The organism is Chryseobacterium daeguense DSM 19388, from assembly GCF_000430825.1.
GTDB lineage: Bacteria > Bacteroidota > Bacteroidia > Flavobacteriales > Weeksellaceae > Chryseobacterium > Chryseobacterium daeguense.
The window spans coordinates 76,272-94,572 of the sequence record NZ_AUMT01000002.1 but is presented as its reverse complement, the minus strand read 5'-3'; the positions used below and the strand labels follow the sequence as shown (position 1 = coordinate 94,572).

The window sequence follows — 18,301 nt, the reverse complement described above, 5'->3', positions numbered from 1 at the left end:
AGCTAAAATTACCTACAAGCGAATTGCTTTAATTTAATGCAAATTTAAAGTATTATTTCCAGATTATTTCCTGTAAATCGTTCTTGGTTCTGCCTGTGCAGTAGGATAGATGGTCATATCTGAAACACAGACATGTTTGGGAGCATTGATGCAATAGGCGATAGAATCTGCAATATCTTCAGCTTTCAATGCATCATAGCCGGCATAAACGGTTGCTGCTCTTTCATTATCGCCTTTAAATCTTACCAAAGAAAAATCAGTTTCTACGGCGCCCGGTTGAATATTGGTAACTTTAATTCCGAATTCCGTTAATTCTATTCTCATTCCTTCTGAAATGACATCTACCGCTTTCTTGGTTGCACAATACACAACTCCGTTAGCATACGTCTGTCTTGCCGCCACAGAGCTGATGTTCACAATATGTCCTGAATTTCTTTCTTTCATCCCCGGAATGATCATTTTTGAAACATATAAAAGTCCTTTTACATTCCCATCGATCATAGAATCCCAATCGTCAGTTTTTCCTTCAGAAAGAGGATCCAAACCATGTGCATTGCCAGCGTTATTGATCAGAACATCAATAGTCTTCCAATCATCAGGAAGAGAATTGAACGCTGCTTCCACTTCTTTCAGATTCCTTACATCAAACTTTAAACTAAATATTTCGGTAAAGGCGGAAAGCTCTGCTTTTAATGATTCCAGCACTTCGGATCTTCTGCCACAAATGATGATTCTGTTTCCTTGTTTAGCAAGCATTTCTGCCGTTGCCTTTCCTATTCCGGAAGTAGCTCCGGTTACTACTATTGTTTTCATTTTTTTAAGATTTAGTTTTGGGTTAATAGCAAATAGCCAGAAGCCAGCAACAAATTAATTAGCGTCAAATGCTTCAAAAGCATCAACAATATGTTCAATAATTAAGTTTCCTTTTTCATCAGGAAGTACGGAAATAATATCAAATCTCACCTCTTGGTTTTTATTAAATTCTTCCAAATAATGGTTGGCTGCGGTAATTATTAATTTGATTTTTCGTTTATTCACAGCTTCCTGCGGCAGAAGAAAGGCATCTGTAGATCTCGCTTTAACCTCAATAACAATAATAAAATTATCTTTTTCGGCGATGATATCAATTTCGGCTTTCTGAAAACGGAAATTTCTCGAAAGAATTTTGTAGCCGCTTTTTTGAAGAAATTCTGCTGCTAAGTCTTCTGCCTTTTTTCCGAGATCGTTGTGTTCTGCCATGATTGAGTAGGAGGGTTTGAGAGTGTTTTGGGCTTGTTGGGTTCTAAAACTCAATCTTAACCTTATCCTTAACCTTCATTTTCACGTTTCCTCCGATAATCAACGGCCAGTTATCTTTAATGTGACCGTTCGGAAAACCGAAAACCACCGGGAAATTATATTTTGTAATCCTGTCTGCAATTAATTTATAGGCAAATTCATCGAAGCTTTCTTCGTATTGTTTATTTTCTTTTTCATCACCCATATTGGTCATTCCTCCGATGATTAATCCTTTTATTTTTCTGAAAACTCCTGCTAACTCCAGGCTCATGATCATTCGGTCAAGCGCATAAAAATTTTCGCCGATGTCTTCAATAAAAAGAATTTTATCTTTAAAGTCAAAGGAATATTTAGTTCCCAGAAGGGCATAAATAAGGGCTAAATTGCCTCCAACCAACTCACCTTCAATATTCCCAGTTTTATTAAATTGATGCGAATTTAGACTGTATTTTGGAGCTTTTCCTTTTAAAATATCAAATGTGAGTGCGTAGCTTTCCTCTGTAACACCAAAACTTGAAGTTTTCACGGTCTGCCCATGAATGGAAGCAAAGCCTTTTTTCAGCAAATAACTCTGGATAACCGTGTTATCAGAATAGCCGATATACCATTTCGGGTTTTTTGTGAAATTTTTTAAACTTAAGCTTTCGATAAGATGCTGACAGCCGTAACCGCCTCTTGAAGCCCAGATTGCAGAGATTTCACTATCATTCAGTGCCCAGTTGATATCTTTTATTCTTTCCTGTTCTTTTCCTGCGTAATTGTAACCATTGGAGAATTTTGTATAAAGATGTTCACCTAAAACAGGTTCATAGCCTTTATTTTTAATCATTTCAATACCCTTTTCCAGTTGGGATTGATCTACGGCTCCGGCGGGGGAAATTACAGCTATTTTATCACCTTTTTTCAGTGATTGAGGAAAGATTTTTTTCATTTGCTTTTCTGATATATTACTTCTTTTTTCTCCGCTTCTTCTAATCTTTTATCAAATTGATTAAACTTTTTAAAGCTTTGAAGGAAAATAAAGAAACTAAAAATTATAAGAATACCGCCAACAACTCTTCTGATCTGGTTGGCCAGCTTTTGTGTCAGTTTATCGTGAAATTGTTTTGCAAGGAAGATTTTGGCAAGATCTATACAGAGATAGGTGGCAATTACTACCCCGATGTATAAAATAAAACTGCCGGTATCCGGATATTGATTTCTCACCGAAATCACCGTTACCAGCCAGAAAAGGATGACTCCTACATTTAAAAGATTAAAGAAAAAACCATTAATGAATGTTTTAAAATAATTCTGATTAATGATTCTTTCTTCACCGGGCATGTGCATTTTGGTTTTCGTGACCATCATAACGATGCCGTATACAAAAATAAGTATTGCCGTAATTCTGTAAAAACCGGGATGCTTATCAATAAGCGTTACAATATCTGCACTCGCATAATATGCAGCGAGAATACAGAGCAGATCTGCAGAGATTACTCCGATATCCAATGCCAATGCGTGCTTCGGGCCCCGTGAGAAGCTGGTTTCTATGAGCAGGAAAAAAATGGGTCCTATAAAAACCAGACTCAACATGAATCCTAATACAATGGCAGATAATATAAGTTCAAACATTCAATAGCTTTTTAATGAAACAATTATTTCATCCCTTTTATACAAAGTTAGCCTTTATGTTTTAATTATTCAACAATCTTGAAATCCAATTGCTTTTGAATCAGGTTTGCCTTCACTACTTTTATCTGAACCTGATCGCCCAGCTGATACCTTTTACCGTGTCTCATTCCATAGACAGCATGCGTTTTTGCATCATACATATAAGAATCATCCACCAAATCTCTCAATTTAATAAGGCCTTCTGCACCGTTTTCAGGAATTTCAACCCAGAAGCCAAACTCGGCAACACCGGAAATAACTCCATTGAAAGTTTCTCCCAAATGTTTTTCCATGAATTTTACCTGCATATACTTAATGGAATCCCTTTCTGCATCGGCAGCCAGTCTTTCCATGGAACTGCAGTGTTTTGCTTTTTCTTCAAGCTCAGCTTTATTCGGGGATTTTCCTCCGTCCAGGTAATGCTGCAGCAATCTGTGGGCAATTAAATCCGGGTAACGACGAATAGGAGAGGTGAAGTGGCTGTAATACTCAAAACCCAGACCGTAGTGACCGATTGGCTCCGTAGAATAAACTGCTTTACTCATACTTCGCATTGCCAGGGTCTCAATCATATTTTCTTCGCCTTTTCCTTTTACATCATGTAATAATTTATTTAAGGATTCCGCCACTTTTTTGGTATTGGCAAGATCCATTTTATATCCGAAAGTGGAAACAAAATCTCTTAAAGATTCTAATTTCGCCGGATCCGGATCATCGTGAACCCTGTAAATAAAGGTATTCTGAGTGATATCTCCTTTTTTATTCAATGAAACAAATTCAGATACTTTTTTATTGGCCAGCAACATGAATTCTTCGATCAAATGGTTGGAATCTTTACTTATTTTAAAGTAAACCCCGATTGGTTCATTATTTTCATCTAAATTAAATCGAACCTCACTTCTGTCAAAGGTAATTGCACCTTTTCTGATACGTTCCGCACGCATGATTTTGGCTAATCTGTCCAAAACATTGATTTCTTCCTGCAGATCTCCCTGTTTTGTTTCAATTCTTTCCTGGGCTTCTTCATAAGTAAACCTTCTGTCTGAGTGAATAACCGTTCTGCCAAACCATTGCTTATGGATTTTAGCATTATCATCCAGCTCAAATACGGCGGAGAAGGTAAATTTATCCTCATTTGGACGAAGCGAACAAACATCATTACTCAAAACTTCCGGAAGCATCGGTACCACACGGTCTACCAAATACACCGAAGTTGCTCTCTGGTACGCTTCATCATCGAGCATAGTTCCTGGAACCACATAATGTGAGACATCGGCAATATGAACACCGATTTCCCAGTTTCCGTTTTCCAATTTCCTGATTGATAAGGCATCATCAAAATCTTTTGCATCTTTCGGGTCAATGGTAAAAGTGGTAATTCCACGCATATCCCAACGCTTTGCCACTTCTTCTTCATTGATGCTTCTGTCTATTTTATCGGCATCTCTTTCCACTTCCTCTGGGAATTGGTACGGTAAGCCGTATTCAGCAAGAATGGAGTGGATCTCGGTTTCATGCTCTCCCGGAGCTCCCAAAACCTGGATAATTTCACCTTCCGGATTTTTATCTCCCGGTTTCCATTCTGTCATCTTTACAATTACTTTATCGCCATCCTGAGCACCTCCGAAGTTTCCTTTTGGTATAAAAATATCAGTATTAATGGTCTTTTTATCACAAACCACAAACCCAAAATCTTTATGTGTAACTACCTGTAAAGTTCCTACAAATTCCGTTCTGGTTCTTTCCAATACTTCCAAAACAGAACCTTCCAGTTTTTTTCCTTTATAAGTATACGTTACAATAAGAACTTTATCTCCCTGCAGCGCATCTTTCACATTTTTGGAATGGATGAAAATATCATCTTCCAAACCTTCAACATTTACGTATGCATTTCCGGACTGGTTGAAATCTATAATTCCGGTGAGTGTCCCTTTTATATTAAGGTTAACGATATATTTTCCTTTTTCAGTTTCTTTAATTCTTTCCGAAGCCTGAAGCTTATGCAGAGCCTGGATTACAAGCTCTCTCTGTCTTGGATTTTTATAATCTATTCCATCCGAAATCTGTTTGTAATTATAGATTTTAGTGGAATTTTCGTTCATAAAACGCAGGATAAGTTTTCCGATTTCCTGAAGCTTATGATCATTTTTATGACTTATATATTTTCTTTTTTTTGGCATATTAATTTATTTTATTAACTATGGTTTTAAGGCACCATCCAACCTTTTAAAATTATCTTAAATTAAGAGATAATTTCATTATTACTTTAATTTGATTAATTGAACATCATCAATTTTCCTTCCAAATTTTTTAATGGAAGCTAGTTTGTATAAAAATACTATAAATATGGAGAAGAGAGGGGAAAAACCTTCTATTAAATATCTTTTAAATATTTCTATGGGTTTAAATGGGAATAATAGACTGGTAAATTCTATTGAACGTTGCAAATATACGAATTAAAAAATAAATAAGGCTTGCAATCTGAATTACAAGCCTTTATAGTTTAGCAAAATGCTATTTTATCAACTCTGTTCTGGTGTCTGCCACCTTCAAAATCTGTGGAAAGAAATTTATCTGCAATTTCTATCGCTAATTCCTTAGATATAAATCTTGCAGGAATTGAAATCATATTTGCATCATTATGCTGTCTTGCCAATACCGCAATCTCGGGCATCCAGCAAAGTGCGCAACGAATTTTCTGGTGTTTGTTTGCTGTGATCTGAACTCCGTTTCCGCTTCCGCAAAATAAAATTCCCAACTCATTCTCACCATTCTCAACCGAAGTTGCAGCAGGATGCACAAAGTCCGGATAATCCACACTGTCTGTGGAGAACGTTCCAAAATCCTGAACCTCAAAGTTTTCTGATAAATATTTCTTAACAATCTCCTTATACTCAAACCCTGCATGGTCCGCAGCAATAGCGATTTTTCTTTTCATAACTGTTTTATTATAGTCTTACTTGATTTATTTCATTACAAAGGTAAGAATAATAACAAAGCCTGTTAGTCTTTCGGGAGTAAATTGTGAAAAGCATTGTGAATAACTGTGGATAACTATGGTAAAATAAATGTTTCGTAACAATAGAAAAATTTGTAATGGAAAATGGCACCTAAAATTTTAACACTTTTTTTCAAAAACTTTCAGGGGAGAATTCTGTGTCTTTTCCATAAACCAGTTATTAATAAAGGATCTCGTGGAAAAGTTATCCATAATTGTTAGTAACAGCAAGAAAATTCACATTTTCAGGAAATTATAGTGTGAATTAAATATGAATTAAATTAAAACTTCATGTTATGAAATATTTCTGAAAAACTTATCCCCTAAACTCACATCACTCAACAACAAAGACATATTCTTTTTTTTATAAAGAGAAGAAATTGTTGATTAGTGAATGTTGGGTTTGCGGGAAACTTTTTTGAAAACTTTTGTCGGGTTGCGCCTTTTCGAAAATTTTAAAATCTTACATTTGTGAAAAAGAAAATTCAACGATATGAGTGAAATCTGCCGGTCCGCAGTTTATCCTAAAATCTCGACGGAAAGTAGATTACACAAAACCGAAGAAATAATATAAATGAATATATGAAAACAATCAATGATTTCAATTTTAATGACAAGAAGGCTCTCGTAAGGGTGGATTTTAACGTTCCGCAGGACGACCAGCTGAAAGTTACTGATAATACAAGAATTGTAGCTGTAAAACCTACAGTTGATAAAATTCTTAAGGACGGAGGTTCTGTAATTCTTATGGCTCACCTGGGAAGACCTAAAGGAGAGGTAAAGGATGAATTTTCTCTTAAGCATATTGTAGAAGAAGTTTCTAGTGTATTGGGTCAGGAAGTGAAATTTGTTGAAGAATGTGTAGGGGAGAAGGCTGAAAAAGCTGCTTCTGAGCTTAAGCCCGGAGAAGTACTTTTGCTGGAAAACCTACGTTTTCATAATGAGGAAGAAAAAGGAGATGAAGCATTTGCAGAAAAGCTTTCCAAACTGGCTGATGCTTATGTAAATGATGCTTTCGGTACAGCTCACAGAGCACATGCTTCAACGGCTGTAATCGCGAAGTTCTTTCCTTCAACTAAATTTTTCGGTTTACTAATGGCAAAAGAGCTTCAGGCGATCGATAAAGTTTTAAAATCCGGGGAACGTCCTGTAACTGCGATACTTGGAGGTTCAAAAGTTTCAACTAAAATTACCATTATAGAAAATATTTTACCTGCTGTTGATAATTTAATTATCGGTGGTGGTATGGCTTTTACATTCATTAAAGCATTAGGTGGAAAAATTGGAAACTCATTAGTTGAGGAAGATAAATTACCTCTTGCTATTGAAATTTTAGGTAAAGCTAAGGAACATAATGTAAAAGTATATCTTCCTTCTGATGCTATTATTGCAGAAAGTTTCAGCAATGATGCAGACAGAAAAGAAGTAGATATCTATACAATTCCTGAAGGATGGATGGGACTGGATGCGGGTTCTAAATCAAGAGATCAGTTTAATGATGTTCTTTTAAATTCCAGAACTATTCTTTGGAACGGGCCGATAGGAGTTTTTGAAATGTCAAATTTTGCAGCAGGAACAATTGCTTTGGGTGACAGTATTGCGGAAGCAACAAGACAAGGAGCTTTTTCTCTAGTTGGAGGAGGGGATAGTGTTGCCTTTGTGAAGCAATTCGGGTATGGTGAAAAAGTAAGCTATGTTTCCACCGGAGGAGGAGCGATGCTTGAGAGTCTGGAAGGATTGGAACTTCCCGGAGTTGCAGCCATCAATAACTAAGATATTTTATTTTTAAATAATTTTAAGTCCACTGAGTTTTCGGTGGACTTTATTTTTATATATTATGATTTGCTTTTGAAGATTTAGCGAGATAATTTTATTATTTAATTTGAAATTTTAAGTTGCTGTAAATTTTTTAAGATCGAAACTGGGAAATAAAAAGATGTTGATATTCCAATTTAAATTTCAAGATAAAAATAAAAACTCAAGAAATTTTCTCGAGTTTTTAAAATTTTGAAGAAAAATGCTGAAAATTGACCTTCAGAAATAGAGTAAAAATCGATTTTCTACTTTTTTTCGATAATGTATATCAAACTTGAAAATTCGTTTGAAAAAAGTGCTTTTACGTTAGAAATCGTTCCGTAGATCGTAGCTTTTAGCCAAAAAAGAGGAGATTTCTTATATTTTTCGCTCAACATAGAGATGTAAAAAGCATCCAACACTAAAGGTTTAATTTTTCTCATTTTCCAGTTAGGCTTCTTTGCAATAAGATTTTCCATTCCGTTTTTTGAGAAATGATAGATATGTCTTGGTACGTCATAAGCTGCCCAATATTCTTTGTAATGTTTTGCATCATAAGAAGTAGGGTTGGGAACAGCAATTATCAATAAGCCTTTTTCTTTTAATTTCTTATTAAAAATTTCAAGTATTTCATCCTGATTTTCCACGTGCTCGAAAACATGCCATAAAGTAATAGCATTAAGGCTGTGATCTTCAATAGCATCAATATTATCTAAAATGGTTGCTTTTGAGATTTTACTTTGAGCTGCATTTCTTGCATCCTGATCCGGCTCAAATCCAAAAGTTTCAAAATCATTTTCTATAAATTTCACAAATTCTCCTGCACCACAACCGTAATCTAATATTTTTGAACCTTTGCTAATTCTGTCTAAAAGAATTGTTTTTTTATACTGTAAATTGAAAGACTGTAAAAACTTATACAGCTTTTCTTTTATGCTTCCGGAATCCTGATGATGAGAAATGTAATCTTCACTTTCATAATATTTTGAAATATTTGATGGGATAGGGGAGGTTTTAAAAACTCCTTTTGTTTCCGTTTCTTTAATTTCAAAAATTTCCTGTGAAAGAAAATGATCTTTTATTTTCATTGAATTATTAACTTTTACATTTAAAAATTAAGATATTTAAGAGTTAAGAGGCTCATAAATACCTTAATTTTCGCTTTTATTTTATCTATGTTTCACGTGAAACATTTTATAATTAACGTCCTAAATATACCAATAAAACGTTTATATCGGCGGGAGAAACGCCACTGATTCTACCAGCCTGAGCTATAGTTTTTGGTCTTACATTAGACATTTTCTGCTTAGCTTCTGCAGAAAGACTTGATATTTTCAAGTAATCAAAATCTTCCGGGATTTTAATATTTTCCAGGCGGTTAAGTTTTGCTACATTTTCCTTTTCTTTTTCAATATAGCCTTTATACTTAATGTTTATTTCAGCTTGTTCTCTTATTTCATTGTCATATTGTGAAGCTGCTTCTTTAATAGCATCAATATTTTCAAGTTTTTCAAGCGTCATATTGGGTCTTGTAAGGATTTGAGCCGCTCTGTAAGCCTGATCTACCGGGCTGCTTTCAATACTTTCAAGGATAGGGTTTATCATTCCCGGTTTTAAAGAAGTTTCTCGAAGAAAGTTCTCAAGTTCCTCACTTTTAGCTACTTTCTCTTCAACTCTTTTTAATCTGTCTTCTTTTGCCAAACCTAATTCAAATGCTTTTTGTGTAAGCCTGATATCAGCATTATCCTGTCTTAATAATAGTCTGTATTCTGCTCTGGAAGTGAACATTCTGTAAGGTTCTTCAGTTCCTTTTGTAATTAAGTCATCTACCAAAACACCAATATAAGCTTCATCCCTGTTAAGGATAAATTCATCTTTTTCATGTACTTTATTGTGAGCATTAATACCTGCAATTAAGCCCTGTCCAGCTGCTTCCTCATAACCTGTTGTACCGTTTATCTGGCCTGCAAAGTATAAATTATCAATTAATTTTGTTTCTAAAGTATGCTTTAATTGAGTAGGAGGGAAGTAGTCATATTCAATAGCATAGCCGGGACGGAAAACTTTTACATTTTCAAATCCGGGAATATGTTTCATTGCTTTAATCTGTACATCTTCCGGCAGAGAAGAACTGAACCCATTTACGTATATTTCTACAGTTTTCCAGCCTTCAGGTTCTACGAATAACTGGTGTCTGTTTCGTTCTGCAAAACGATTAATTTTATCTTCAATACTTGGGCAGTATCTAGGTCCTAAACTTTGAATTGTACCATTAAACATAGGACTTCTGTCGAATCCTTCACGTAAAATATCATGAACGGTTTCGTTTGTATATACTATGTGACAGCTTAATTGTTTAGTTAATTTAGGAGTATCTAAATAGCTGAATTTCTGAGGATTTTCGTCACCTTTTTGTTCTTCCATTTTGGAATAATCCAGGCTTCTTCCATCTACTCTTGGTGGAGTACCTGTTTTCATCCTTCCAGCTTCGAATCCTAATGAAACCAACTGTTCTGTAATCCCGAAAGCTCTGGGTTCACCCATTCTTCCGCCTCCCAATTGCTTATCTCCAACGTGGATTAAACCATTCAGGAAAGTTCCGTTTGTAAGGACCACAGATTTAGCTTTTATTTCAATTCCTAATGAGGTTACAACACCTGCAACTTTATTATTCTCTATAATCAGCTGTTTTACCATATCCTGAAAAAAATCAAGATTTGGGGTATTTTCTAATGCTAAACGCCATTCTTCCGCGAAAAGCATTCTGTCGTTTTGAGTTCTTGGGGACCACATAGCCGGACCTTTTGATAGATTCAGCATTTTGAACTGAATAGCAGATTTATCCGCTACAATTCCTGAATAGCCTCCCATTGCATCAATTTCTCTTACAATTTGTCCTTTTGCGATACCTCCCATCGCGGGGTTGCAGCTCATCTGTCCGATGGTCTGCATATTCATTGTAACCAAAAGGGTTTTTGAACCCAGATTGGCAGCAGCAGCAGCAGCTTCACAACCTGCGTGGCCTGCACCTACTACAATTACATCATATATTTCTGAAATCATCTTTATTGCTTGTTTTAAGCCTTAAATTTTAATATTTTTATAAATGTTTCACGTGAAACATTGTTTCTATATACTGGCTGAAATGGCCTTTATTGCGGGTTATTTAGCCCCGATCGCAGCATTTGTCTGAGCTCTTTTTTCTTTAAAAAAGAAAAAAAGCGAGTGCGGAGAGCGGGAATAAGCTCCTAAAAAATTAAAAGATTTAGGAATTATGAAATTGAGAAATTTCTGAATATCTAAATTTCTGAATCTTTTAATTATACTTAGCTAAATAAAAATCTTCTTTACTTCGCATCAGCTGTTCTTCTTCCTCGGTTTTATCCTTGTATCCGGAAAGATGAAGAATACCGTGAGCCAAAACTCTTCTTAATTCTTCTTCATAATCTCTGGAGAGGGTAGAAGCATTGTCTGAAATGCGCTGCAAAGATACGAAAATCTCTCCGCTTATTGTCTTGCCTTTCACATAGTCGAAAGTGATGATGTCTGTATAGTAATCATGCTGAAGATAATCCTGGTTTACTTTCAGTAAATATTCGTCGTCACAGAAGATATAATTGATTTCACCCAGCTTTTTTCCTTCTGAAAGGATGATATCTTCCAGCCATGCTGTATAATTAGTATTTACTGTTTCTGGTAAGTTTTCGTAAAAAAATTGTATCATTGTTTTAAAACCAGTGCCCTAAAATAACACTGAATATGCCTTTTTGATCGTTTTTAAGTGAATGGCTAAAATTAACCTTGATTTGTCCGAACGGAGACTTGTAGCCCGCAGTAATCCCCAGTGAGCTGTAATTAAGCTTTACAGTATCTTCAAAGCTGATATCATCAGAAAGATTAGCAAAAGAAAAATTTCCGCCGATGAAATAGTTTTTATTAAACTTAAACTGAAGATCATTTGAAATTAAAATGACATTATTTGTATTAAGCTGTCCGAAATAAAACCCGGAGAAGCTCTTGAAATTGGCTACATTCTGCTCAAAAATTCCTCCCAGCCTGTACTGGTAAAATTGCGGGAGATCATTTCCTATGGTAATACCTCCATACAGATTGAGACGGTAAGTGAAATGTTTGGTCAAAGGGATATTTATTCTGATATCCGCTTTTACCTGAACCAGCCTTTTTTCAACTTCAGATTTCATAAGGTCTATTACCTTTCCTTCCGCATTGATAAAGATGCCACGGCTGGGAAAGTCCTTGTCATCCTGAGTATCGCTTTTTAAGAACACATAAGGGTTCAAAAAACGGCTGAAACGCTTATTATTACCATTGGCTTCGGCTTCGAAGTAATCGTGGCTTATTCCTCCTCCTATGGCGAATTTGTCTTTCCAGATGGATTGGATATAAGCTTCGTTCCTGAACCATTCCCAGCTGTCTATATCGTAATTATTTTCGTCTTTGATATTAAAGCTCATTCCGGAAGAATATATTCCAAAACCGGGAATATAGCCATTGTCTATAAAATAATTCAAATAGTATCGTGGCTTATCACCTACCACTACATCTAAAGAAAGATTGGTATTTTTGAAAAGAAGACGCTTGGCGGAATAGTTAACAAGGAGCCCTGTTTTAAAAATCTCATCATAATGCAATCCGAATTTTACAAAATGGCGTGTATCGTCTTCCGTAACATATAGCTTTAAATAATTTGATTCATTTTCAGAAATAATATCATAATTGATGAATTTATAATTATTGGTTGCTACAAGCTTGTCAATTTTTTTGTTAATGCTTCCGTAAGTCTGCATGGATGGAAGCCTGAGCCCCATTTTCCCCAAGACATAGTTTTTCCCGTAAATCCTGCTGCCTTCAATTTCTATGCTGTCTATTTTGTAAACATTGGAATAAATAGGATTCATTCTCTGCCGTAATCTGTCGAAAGAACGTTTGGGGAGCTGATTAAGTATAGCAGAATATTTTTGACCCTCTGCATAGCCGCTGTCGAGAATCTTTTTCTTTTCATCGTAGCTTGTGGCGGTCATGCCTTTCAGATCAGGTTTAATATTAATATCGGTATATTTATACTGTTTCCGGGTATCTTTTTTAATTCCCATATCAATAATCTGATTGAGAATGGCTATAATACTGCCTAAATCTTCTCTTTTTGCTAAATCCTGGTTAAGGTCCACACCAATTACGATATCGATTCCTTTGTCCTTTAATGGCTTCGAGGGATAGTTTACCGTCATTGCCCCGTCAATATAAATACTGTCACCGATTTTTACAGGGTCCATTAGTGATGGAAATGCAGAGCTCGCCATAATTGACTGGACGAGGTCTCCCTTCTCGAAAATCTCCGTATTTCCGCTTTCCAGATTGGTGGCTACACACATGAAAGGGATGGGAAGCTTTGAGAAATCATTAATATTGGAAACATTTTTGAAAAGTTCTTTAAGCAGATATACATTTTTCTGTCCGGTGCTTATTGAAGAGGGGAGTGTAATTTTTCCGTTTTTAAGAGGAATGGATAAAAGATATTTATCGACAGATTTGTTAAAAAAAGTAGTTTCCTGTCTTGTGGATTTGGGATCGAGAATTAAAGAATAAAAATCCGTATCCATCACAATTTTTTCTATTTCCTTTCCGGAATATCCTGAAGCGTAGAGACCTCCTACAATGGCACCCATACTGGTCCCTGCAATGTAATCCACCTTTACTCCTAAAGAATCCAGCACTTTAAGCACTCCGACGTGAGAAAATCCTTTGGCGCCGCCACCGGCTAATGACAGCCCGATTTTTGGATTTTTGGGGATCACCAAATCTATCTTTACCTGTGATGGAATCAAAAGTAATTGAAACGTGAATAAAAGGAACAGGAATTTTCTCATTGTGTCAGTCTTTTACATAAATCCGTTTCACCCGGGGCGAAATGGAGGTTAATACTTCGTAAGTTATGGTTTTGCAGTATTCCGCAAATTCTTTGAGGGTTGGTTTAGCATTAAAAACAGTAACGATGTCACCTTCTTTTACATTCGGAATATGATCTATATTAATCATCATCATATCCATGCAAATGCTGCCTACAATAGGAGCCAGGGTCTTATTGATTCCCACATTTCCTACCTGATTTCCTATGAGTCTTGGGATTCCGTCTGCATATCCTACAGGTATGGTTGCAATTTTAGTATTGTGATCGGCCTTAAATCTTCTGCTGTAACCTACAGATTCTCCGTTTTCTAGCATAGAAATCTGGGATATAACAGTTTTAAAGCTTACTACAGAACGCAATTGTTTTTGTATTTCACTATTTGGTGATTCTCCTAACATTCCTATTCCGATACGTACCATATCGTATTGATGGTCAGTATAATTTGTAATTCCGGAAGAATTCAAAATGTGCCGGATAGGAGAGTAGCCTAATTTTTCAATTAAATAATCTGAGTTTTTTTCAAAGGTATTTAATTGGTTTAATGTAAAATCTTTCTCAGCAGGCATATCAGAAGATGATAAATGACTGAAAATACTCTGTACTTTTACATTGATAGAATTTAAAGTTTCGCTTAATTCATCCAGCTCAAAACCTTTAAAACCAAGCCGGTGCATTCCGGTTTCCAGCTTGATATGAATTGGATATTTTTTATCATATCCGGATTTCTGAACGGCTTCATAAAATAATTCGAGCACCCTGAAGCTATAGATTTCGGGCTCCAGATTATATTCAATCAGCGTCTCATAGCTGTGCTGCTCCGGATTCATAACAACAATTGGTACAGTAATTCCTTTTTTTCTAAGCTCTACACCTTCATCTACAAAGGCAACACCAAGATAATCGATATGATGATGCTGCAGAAATTCAGAAATTTCATAACTTCCCAAGCCATAAGAATTTGCCTTCACCATTGCCATCATTTTCGTGGCTGGCTTCAATAAAGATTTATGATAATTGATGTTATGAAGAATAGCGTTTAAATTAATTTCTAATACCGTATCGTGTTTTCTGAGCTCAAGAATATCCTTCAGCCTTTCGATTTCAAATTTTCTGGCTCCTTTTAATAATATTATTTGATTTTCAATCTCTGTAAGATGTTTATTATCAATTAATTCCTGAGTATTAATAAAAGTGAATGTTTTAGCTTTGAATAAATCACTGAATCTTGAGATTTTTTCCCCGATTAAGAAAACATTATCAAATTTCTGTTCATTTACCAGCTCGGAAACTTCTTCATACAGCTCCTGAGAATTGGAATTTACTCCCACAATATCTGTAAGAACAAGAGATTTTTTAGGTTTTTTATATTCGTTTAGAAACTGAAGTGCAGTTTTTAAGGAATCCAGATCCAGATTGAAGGAATCATTAATGATGATATTATTTTTAATACCTTCAATAGCTTCCAGACGCATTTCTACAGCTTTCAGAGAATTTATTTTTTCAATTATCTTCTGATTTTCAATTCCGAGTTCCTTTAAAACAGTTATTAGGGCCAGAGCATTTGTTAGGGTAGCTTCATCCTTCTGATGAACAGGGAAGGAAATTTCTTCATCAAAATAAAGAACAGTTACAAGCTCTTCCTTTGAAATATGAGTTTTTAAATAAACTTCGTTAGTATCTTTAAAACCGTAAGAAATTAATTTTTTACTTGAATATAATTGTTTTATCTTTTTATCAACCAATGAATTATCACCATTGTAAATAACAACCTCAGAATTTTTGAAAAGCTTGATTTTCTCATCAATCAGCTCTTCCTCAGATGAAAAATTTGCAAGATGGGCCGTCCCGATGTGGGTCAGTAAGCCGATCTGTGGATGGAAAATAGCCTCCAGCTTTTCCATTTCATCTGGTTTGGAAATCCCGACTTCAAATATTCCCAATTCATGAGATTCGTTGATCTGAAGCAAGGAAAGTGGCAGCCCGATCTGAGAATTAAAGCTTTTTGGGCTTTTTACCGTTGGAAATTCATTCCAGAGGCATTGGTAGAGCCACTCTTTAAGAATAGTTTTTCCGTTGCTTCCTGTAATTCCTACGGATTTTAAATGGGAATTTTCAAAATGAAATTTGGCTAATTTTTGAAGGAATTCTACAGAATTTTCAACAATAATCCAGGTTATGTCCTCGAAATGAGGAAGATAATGTTCGGATATAATCACACTGATACCTCTGTCAACAGCAGATTCAATGAACTTTTCACCGGAATTTTTATGGGTATTAATGGCAATAAATGCAGTGTTTTTTGTAGAGTAAATAATCCTGCTATCAAAAGCTATATTTTTGATAATTAATTCTTTATCTCCAATAACTTTAGCATTGGTGATCTCTGCAATCTGATGTACTGTATAGTTCATTGATACCCCTTTCTTCTTACTATTTGGGCAAAAAGGCTAATAAGCTTTATCCGCTTTCTCTGCCTTTCAGCTAATTTAATTATTTTTTCTTCTTTAAAAGCACTTCATCAATAAATACACGGCGGCTTACCGCTTCATAACTTTCCGTCTCGCCCAGTTCTACAAGATTGTCACCCGGGGAAATTCTCATAGAATAATTTGCCAGATTACCTGTTCTCCTGCAGATTGCATGTACTTTGGTTACATATTCTGCGGTGGCCATGAGGTTGGGCATCGGCCCGAAGGGTCTTCCCAGGAAGTCCATATCCAAACCGGCGATAACTACTCTTATCCCGCTATTGGCCAGCTGATTAGCTACATCTACAATGCCCTGATCGAAAAACTGTGCTTCATCTATCCCTACAACGTCACAATTGGAAGCCAGCAGAAGGATTTCATTGGGGTTTTCCACCGGTGTACTGCGTATTTTATTCTGATTATGAGAAATTACTTCCTCCTCAGAATATCTGGTATCCAGTTTTGGTTTGAAAATCTCCACATTCTGCCCCGCCATTTCAGCTCTTCTCAGCCTTCTGATCAACTCTTCGGTTTTTCCGGAAAACATTGAGCCACAAATAACTTCCATCCAACCGCTTTGTTTGGAATGATTAATTGTATTTTCTAAAAACATTTGTTAAATTAGCCGTATATTTTTAAGATCAAAAGTAAGCAATTTTAACAAGATTCTTAATATGCAGAACATCCAAGATTTAAAGGAAAAGATTTTTTTTGAATCCAAGAATATTATAGCGATTCTGGATAAAATAAATAATGTGGACGAATTACTTTCCAGGCAGGATCTTGTGGATGAGCTTGCGAACAGGATTTCGTTTTTGCGGTTGCTGGAAAAGAATTTAGAATACTTTGGAAATGAAGATTCTATGTTGTTTTCGGATAAAGATGAAAAGCTTTCTTCAGTGGTTATTGTTACGGAAACTCAGGAAATAAACCATGAGATTACAGAAGAGGAAGCTATATTTAATAATGAATTCAATGAAATAGGTGATAACAAAATAGAATCTTTTTCTAATCAGGTTACAGAAGAAGAAGCCATTTTCAATAATCAGCTGAACGAAATTGTAGAAGAGGAATTCCATGAAAATCTTGTGGCTCTTGCAGAAGAAAATGCAGAAGAACTTCAAAATAACAAGGTAACAGCAGAAGAATCGGTTTTCAACAGCCAGCTAAATGATATTGATGAAAATGAATCTTCCGAATATGGTGAAAATTCATTGAATTTTGTAGATGAAGAAAGAATTCTGGCAGATTCCGAACCGGAAAATGATGATGATATTGATGAAGAAATGTTTAATGAGAAAACAACGGAAGAAGAGGCTATTTTTAATAATCAGCTAAATGAAATTGATGAATTTGAAAATGAAATTTCAGATGATCAGGGAGATGATCTTAATGACTTTGATGAAGAGGAAAAAATTCAGGATAGTTTTGAATCTAATGTAAAAAATACAGAGGAAACTCCGGAAGTTATCCCAAGTATTTTTGATACGGAACCTCTTGAAGAAGATATGCTGATTGAAGAGAATGAGGAACAGTTTTTTGCATCAAATACTCTGATCGAGCAAGGCGAAATGGCCACAGAAACATCTAATGTAGAGCATATTGTAAACGAAATCAAGAATGAATCTACTGCAGAAGAAAAGCAGGAACAGTCTATTTTGGCAGAAATTAATGACAGAAGGAAAATTGTTGATATTAACAGGCCTGTTTCCGAAGTGGAAAAAGAAAAATATCCATCTGACGAAAGCTTCGAAAATCTTGAAGCCTATCAGCAGGAAAAAAAGATAAAGCTGGCCAATATTAAAGGGCTTAAAGCAGTACAAACCCTTTTCGATGATGATCATCTCGAAAGAGAGATTCCTGTAGAAAAGCCAGCTGCTACTGAGAAAAAAGAAGATGCAGGAAGCATTTTAAAAACCAATATTCCGACCGATTTTATGGAGGCGGAAAAACCAAAGCCACAGTTTAAGCTTGATCTTAATGACAGAATAGCGTTTACAAAAACATTATTCGGAGGCAGCCAGACCGAGCTTAATGAAGTGGTATCTAATCTCAACAGCTTCAGAACATTAGAAGAGGCAAAAGAGTACCTGAGCGATCTTTATTATCAGAAAAAATGGAATAAAGTGGACGAGTATGCACAGAGACTTTGGATATTGGTGGAAAATAAATTTTTATAAA

The 18,301-nt window shown here is 35.5% G+C and carries 14 protein-coding genes; 2 read left to right on the top strand and 12 right to left on the bottom strand.

Annotated elements, in window-relative coordinates; all coding sequences use genetic code 11:
* Positions 1-63: 63 nt before the first annotated feature.
* From H560_RS0102860 to rpiB, 6 genes are all read right to left on the bottom strand, one after another.
* Positions 64-813, bottom strand: a complete 750-nt coding sequence (locus tag H560_RS0102860) for an SDR family NAD(P)-dependent oxidoreductase (protein ID WP_027378645.1) — start codon at positions 811-813, stop codon at positions 64-66.
* 54 nt (positions 814-867) lie between these two features.
* On the bottom strand, positions 868-1,239 hold the full coding sequence (locus tag H560_RS0102855) for a YraN family protein (RefSeq protein WP_027378644.1): 372 nt from the start codon (positions 1,237-1,239) through the stop codon (positions 868-870).
* Positions 1,240-1,282: 43 nt separating this feature from the next.
* Entirely contained in the window at positions 1,283-2,209 is a 927-nt protein-coding gene (locus H560_RS0102850; protein WP_027378643.1) for a S66 peptidase family protein, read from the bottom strand.
* Positions 2,206-2,892: a LysE family translocator gene (locus H560_RS0102845; protein WP_027378642.1), complete on the bottom strand. Its 687-nt coding sequence runs from the start codon at positions 2,890-2,892 to the stop codon at positions 2,206-2,208. Before H560_RS0102845 ends, H560_RS0102850 begins: the two co-directional genes overlap by 4 nt.
* A gap of 65 nt (positions 2,893-2,957) precedes the next feature.
* Positions 2,958-5,111, bottom strand: coding sequence for a ribonuclease R (rnr, locus tag H560_RS0102840; RefSeq protein ID WP_027378641.1), 2,154 nt, complete (start codon positions 5,109-5,111; stop codon positions 2,958-2,960).
* 323 nt (positions 5,112-5,434) lie between these two features.
* On the bottom strand, positions 5,435-5,869 hold the full coding sequence (gene rpiB / locus H560_RS0102835; protein ID WP_027378640.1) for a ribose 5-phosphate isomerase B: 435 nt from the start codon (positions 5,867-5,869) through the stop codon (positions 5,435-5,437).
* Positions 5,870-6,511: 642 nt separating this feature from the next.
* Between rpiB and H560_RS0102830 the strand changes: the two genes are divergently transcribed.
* Positions 6,512-7,702 (top strand): phosphoglycerate kinase, encoded by a 1,191-nt coding sequence (locus H560_RS0102830; protein WP_027378639.1) that lies wholly within the window; start codon positions 6,512-6,514, stop codon positions 7,700-7,702.
* A 287-nt stretch (positions 7,703-7,989) separates the two neighbouring features.
* Here the strand turns inward: H560_RS0102830 and H560_RS0102825 are convergent, their stop codons facing one another.
* The 6 genes from H560_RS0102825 to H560_RS0102800 form a co-directional block, all read right to left on the bottom strand.
* Complete coding sequence (locus tag H560_RS0102825; RefSeq protein WP_027378638.1) at positions 7,990-8,811, bottom strand: class I SAM-dependent methyltransferase; 822 nt, start codon at positions 8,809-8,811, stop codon at positions 7,990-7,992.
* Positions 8,812-8,923: 112 nt separating this feature from the next.
* Positions 8,924-10,786 carry a tRNA uridine-5-carboxymethylaminomethyl(34) synthesis enzyme MnmG gene (gene mnmG / locus H560_RS0102820; RefSeq protein ID WP_027378637.1) on the bottom strand — a complete coding sequence of 621 codons (1,863 nt, stop codon included), beginning with the start codon at positions 10,784-10,786 and terminating at the stop codon, positions 8,924-8,926.
* Between the two features lie 253 nt (positions 10,787-11,039).
* Positions 11,040-11,447 (bottom strand): rRNA maturation RNase YbeY, encoded by a 408-nt coding sequence (gene ybeY, locus H560_RS0102815; RefSeq protein ID WP_027378636.1) that lies wholly within the window; start codon positions 11,445-11,447, stop codon positions 11,040-11,042.
* A gap of 4 nt (positions 11,448-11,451) precedes the next feature.
* Positions 11,452-13,611 carry a patatin-like phospholipase family protein gene (locus tag H560_RS0102810; RefSeq protein ID WP_027378635.1) on the bottom strand — a complete coding sequence of 720 codons (2,160 nt, stop codon included), beginning with the start codon at positions 13,609-13,611 and terminating at the stop codon, positions 11,452-11,454.
* Between the two features lie 4 nt (positions 13,612-13,615).
* Positions 13,616-16,063: a bifunctional UDP-N-acetylmuramoyl-tripeptide:D-alanyl-D-alanine ligase/alanine racemase gene (locus H560_RS0102805; RefSeq protein ID WP_027378634.1), complete on the bottom strand. Its 2,448-nt coding sequence runs from the start codon at positions 16,061-16,063 to the stop codon at positions 13,616-13,618.
* Positions 16,064-16,142: 79 nt separating this feature from the next.
* Positions 16,143-16,733: a thymidine kinase gene (locus H560_RS0102800; RefSeq protein WP_027378633.1), complete on the bottom strand. Its 591-nt coding sequence runs from the start codon at positions 16,731-16,733 to the stop codon at positions 16,143-16,145.
* A 61-nt stretch (positions 16,734-16,794) separates the two neighbouring features.
* Between H560_RS0102800 and H560_RS0102795 the strand changes: the two genes are divergently transcribed.
* Positions 16,795-18,300 (top strand): ring-infected erythrocyte surface antigen domain-containing protein, encoded by a 1,506-nt coding sequence (locus H560_RS0102795; RefSeq protein WP_027378632.1) that lies wholly within the window; start codon positions 16,795-16,797, stop codon positions 18,298-18,300.
* Position 18,301: the final 1 nt, after the last annotated feature.

Coding starts and splice junctions, on each gene's coding strand:
- rpiB (WP_027378640.1), bottom strand. CDS start 5,869: ATGAAAAGAAAAATCGCTATTGCTGCGGACCATGCAGGGTTTGAGTAT.
- H560_RS0102805 (WP_027378634.1), bottom strand. CDS start 16,063: ATGAACTATACAGTACATCAGATTGCAGAGATCACCAATGCTAAAGTT.
- H560_RS0102810 (WP_027378635.1), bottom strand. CDS start 13,611: ATGAGAAAATTCCTGTTCCTTTTATTCACGTTTCAATTACTTTTGATT.
- H560_RS0102855 (WP_027378644.1), bottom strand. CDS start 1,239: ATGGCAGAACACAACGATCTCGGAAAAAAGGCAGAAGACTTAGCAGCA.
- rnr (WP_027378641.1), bottom strand. CDS start 5,111: ATGCCAAAAAAAAGAAAATATATAAGTCATAAAAATGATCATAAGCTT.
- H560_RS0102825 (WP_027378638.1), bottom strand. CDS start 8,811: ATGAAAATAAAAGATCATTTTCTTTCACAGGAAATTTTTGAAATTAAA.
- mnmG (WP_027378637.1), bottom strand. CDS start 10,786: ATGATTTCAGAAATATATGATGTAATTGTAGTAGGTGCAGGCCACGCA.
- H560_RS0102795 (WP_027378632.1), top strand. CDS start 16,795: ATGCAGAACATCCAAGATTTAAAGGAAAAGATTTTTTTTGAATCCAAG.
- H560_RS0102830 (WP_027378639.1), top strand. CDS start 6,512: ATGAAAACAATCAATGATTTCAATTTTAATGACAAGAAGGCTCTCGTA.
- ybeY (WP_027378636.1), bottom strand. CDS start 11,447: ATGATACAATTTTTTTACGAAAACTTACCAGAAACAGTAAATACTAAT.
- H560_RS0102800 (WP_027378633.1), bottom strand. CDS start 16,733: ATGTTTTTAGAAAATACAATTAATCATTCCAAACAAAGCGGTTGGATG.
- H560_RS0102860 (WP_027378645.1), bottom strand. CDS start 813: ATGAAAACAATAGTAGTAACCGGAGCTACTTCCGGAATAGGAAAGGCA.
- H560_RS0102850 (WP_027378643.1), bottom strand. CDS start 2,209: ATGAAAAAAATCTTTCCTCAATCACTGAAAAAAGGTGATAAAATAGCT.
- H560_RS0102845 (WP_027378642.1), bottom strand. CDS start 2,892: ATGTTTGAACTTATATTATCTGCCATTGTATTAGGATTCATGTTGAGT.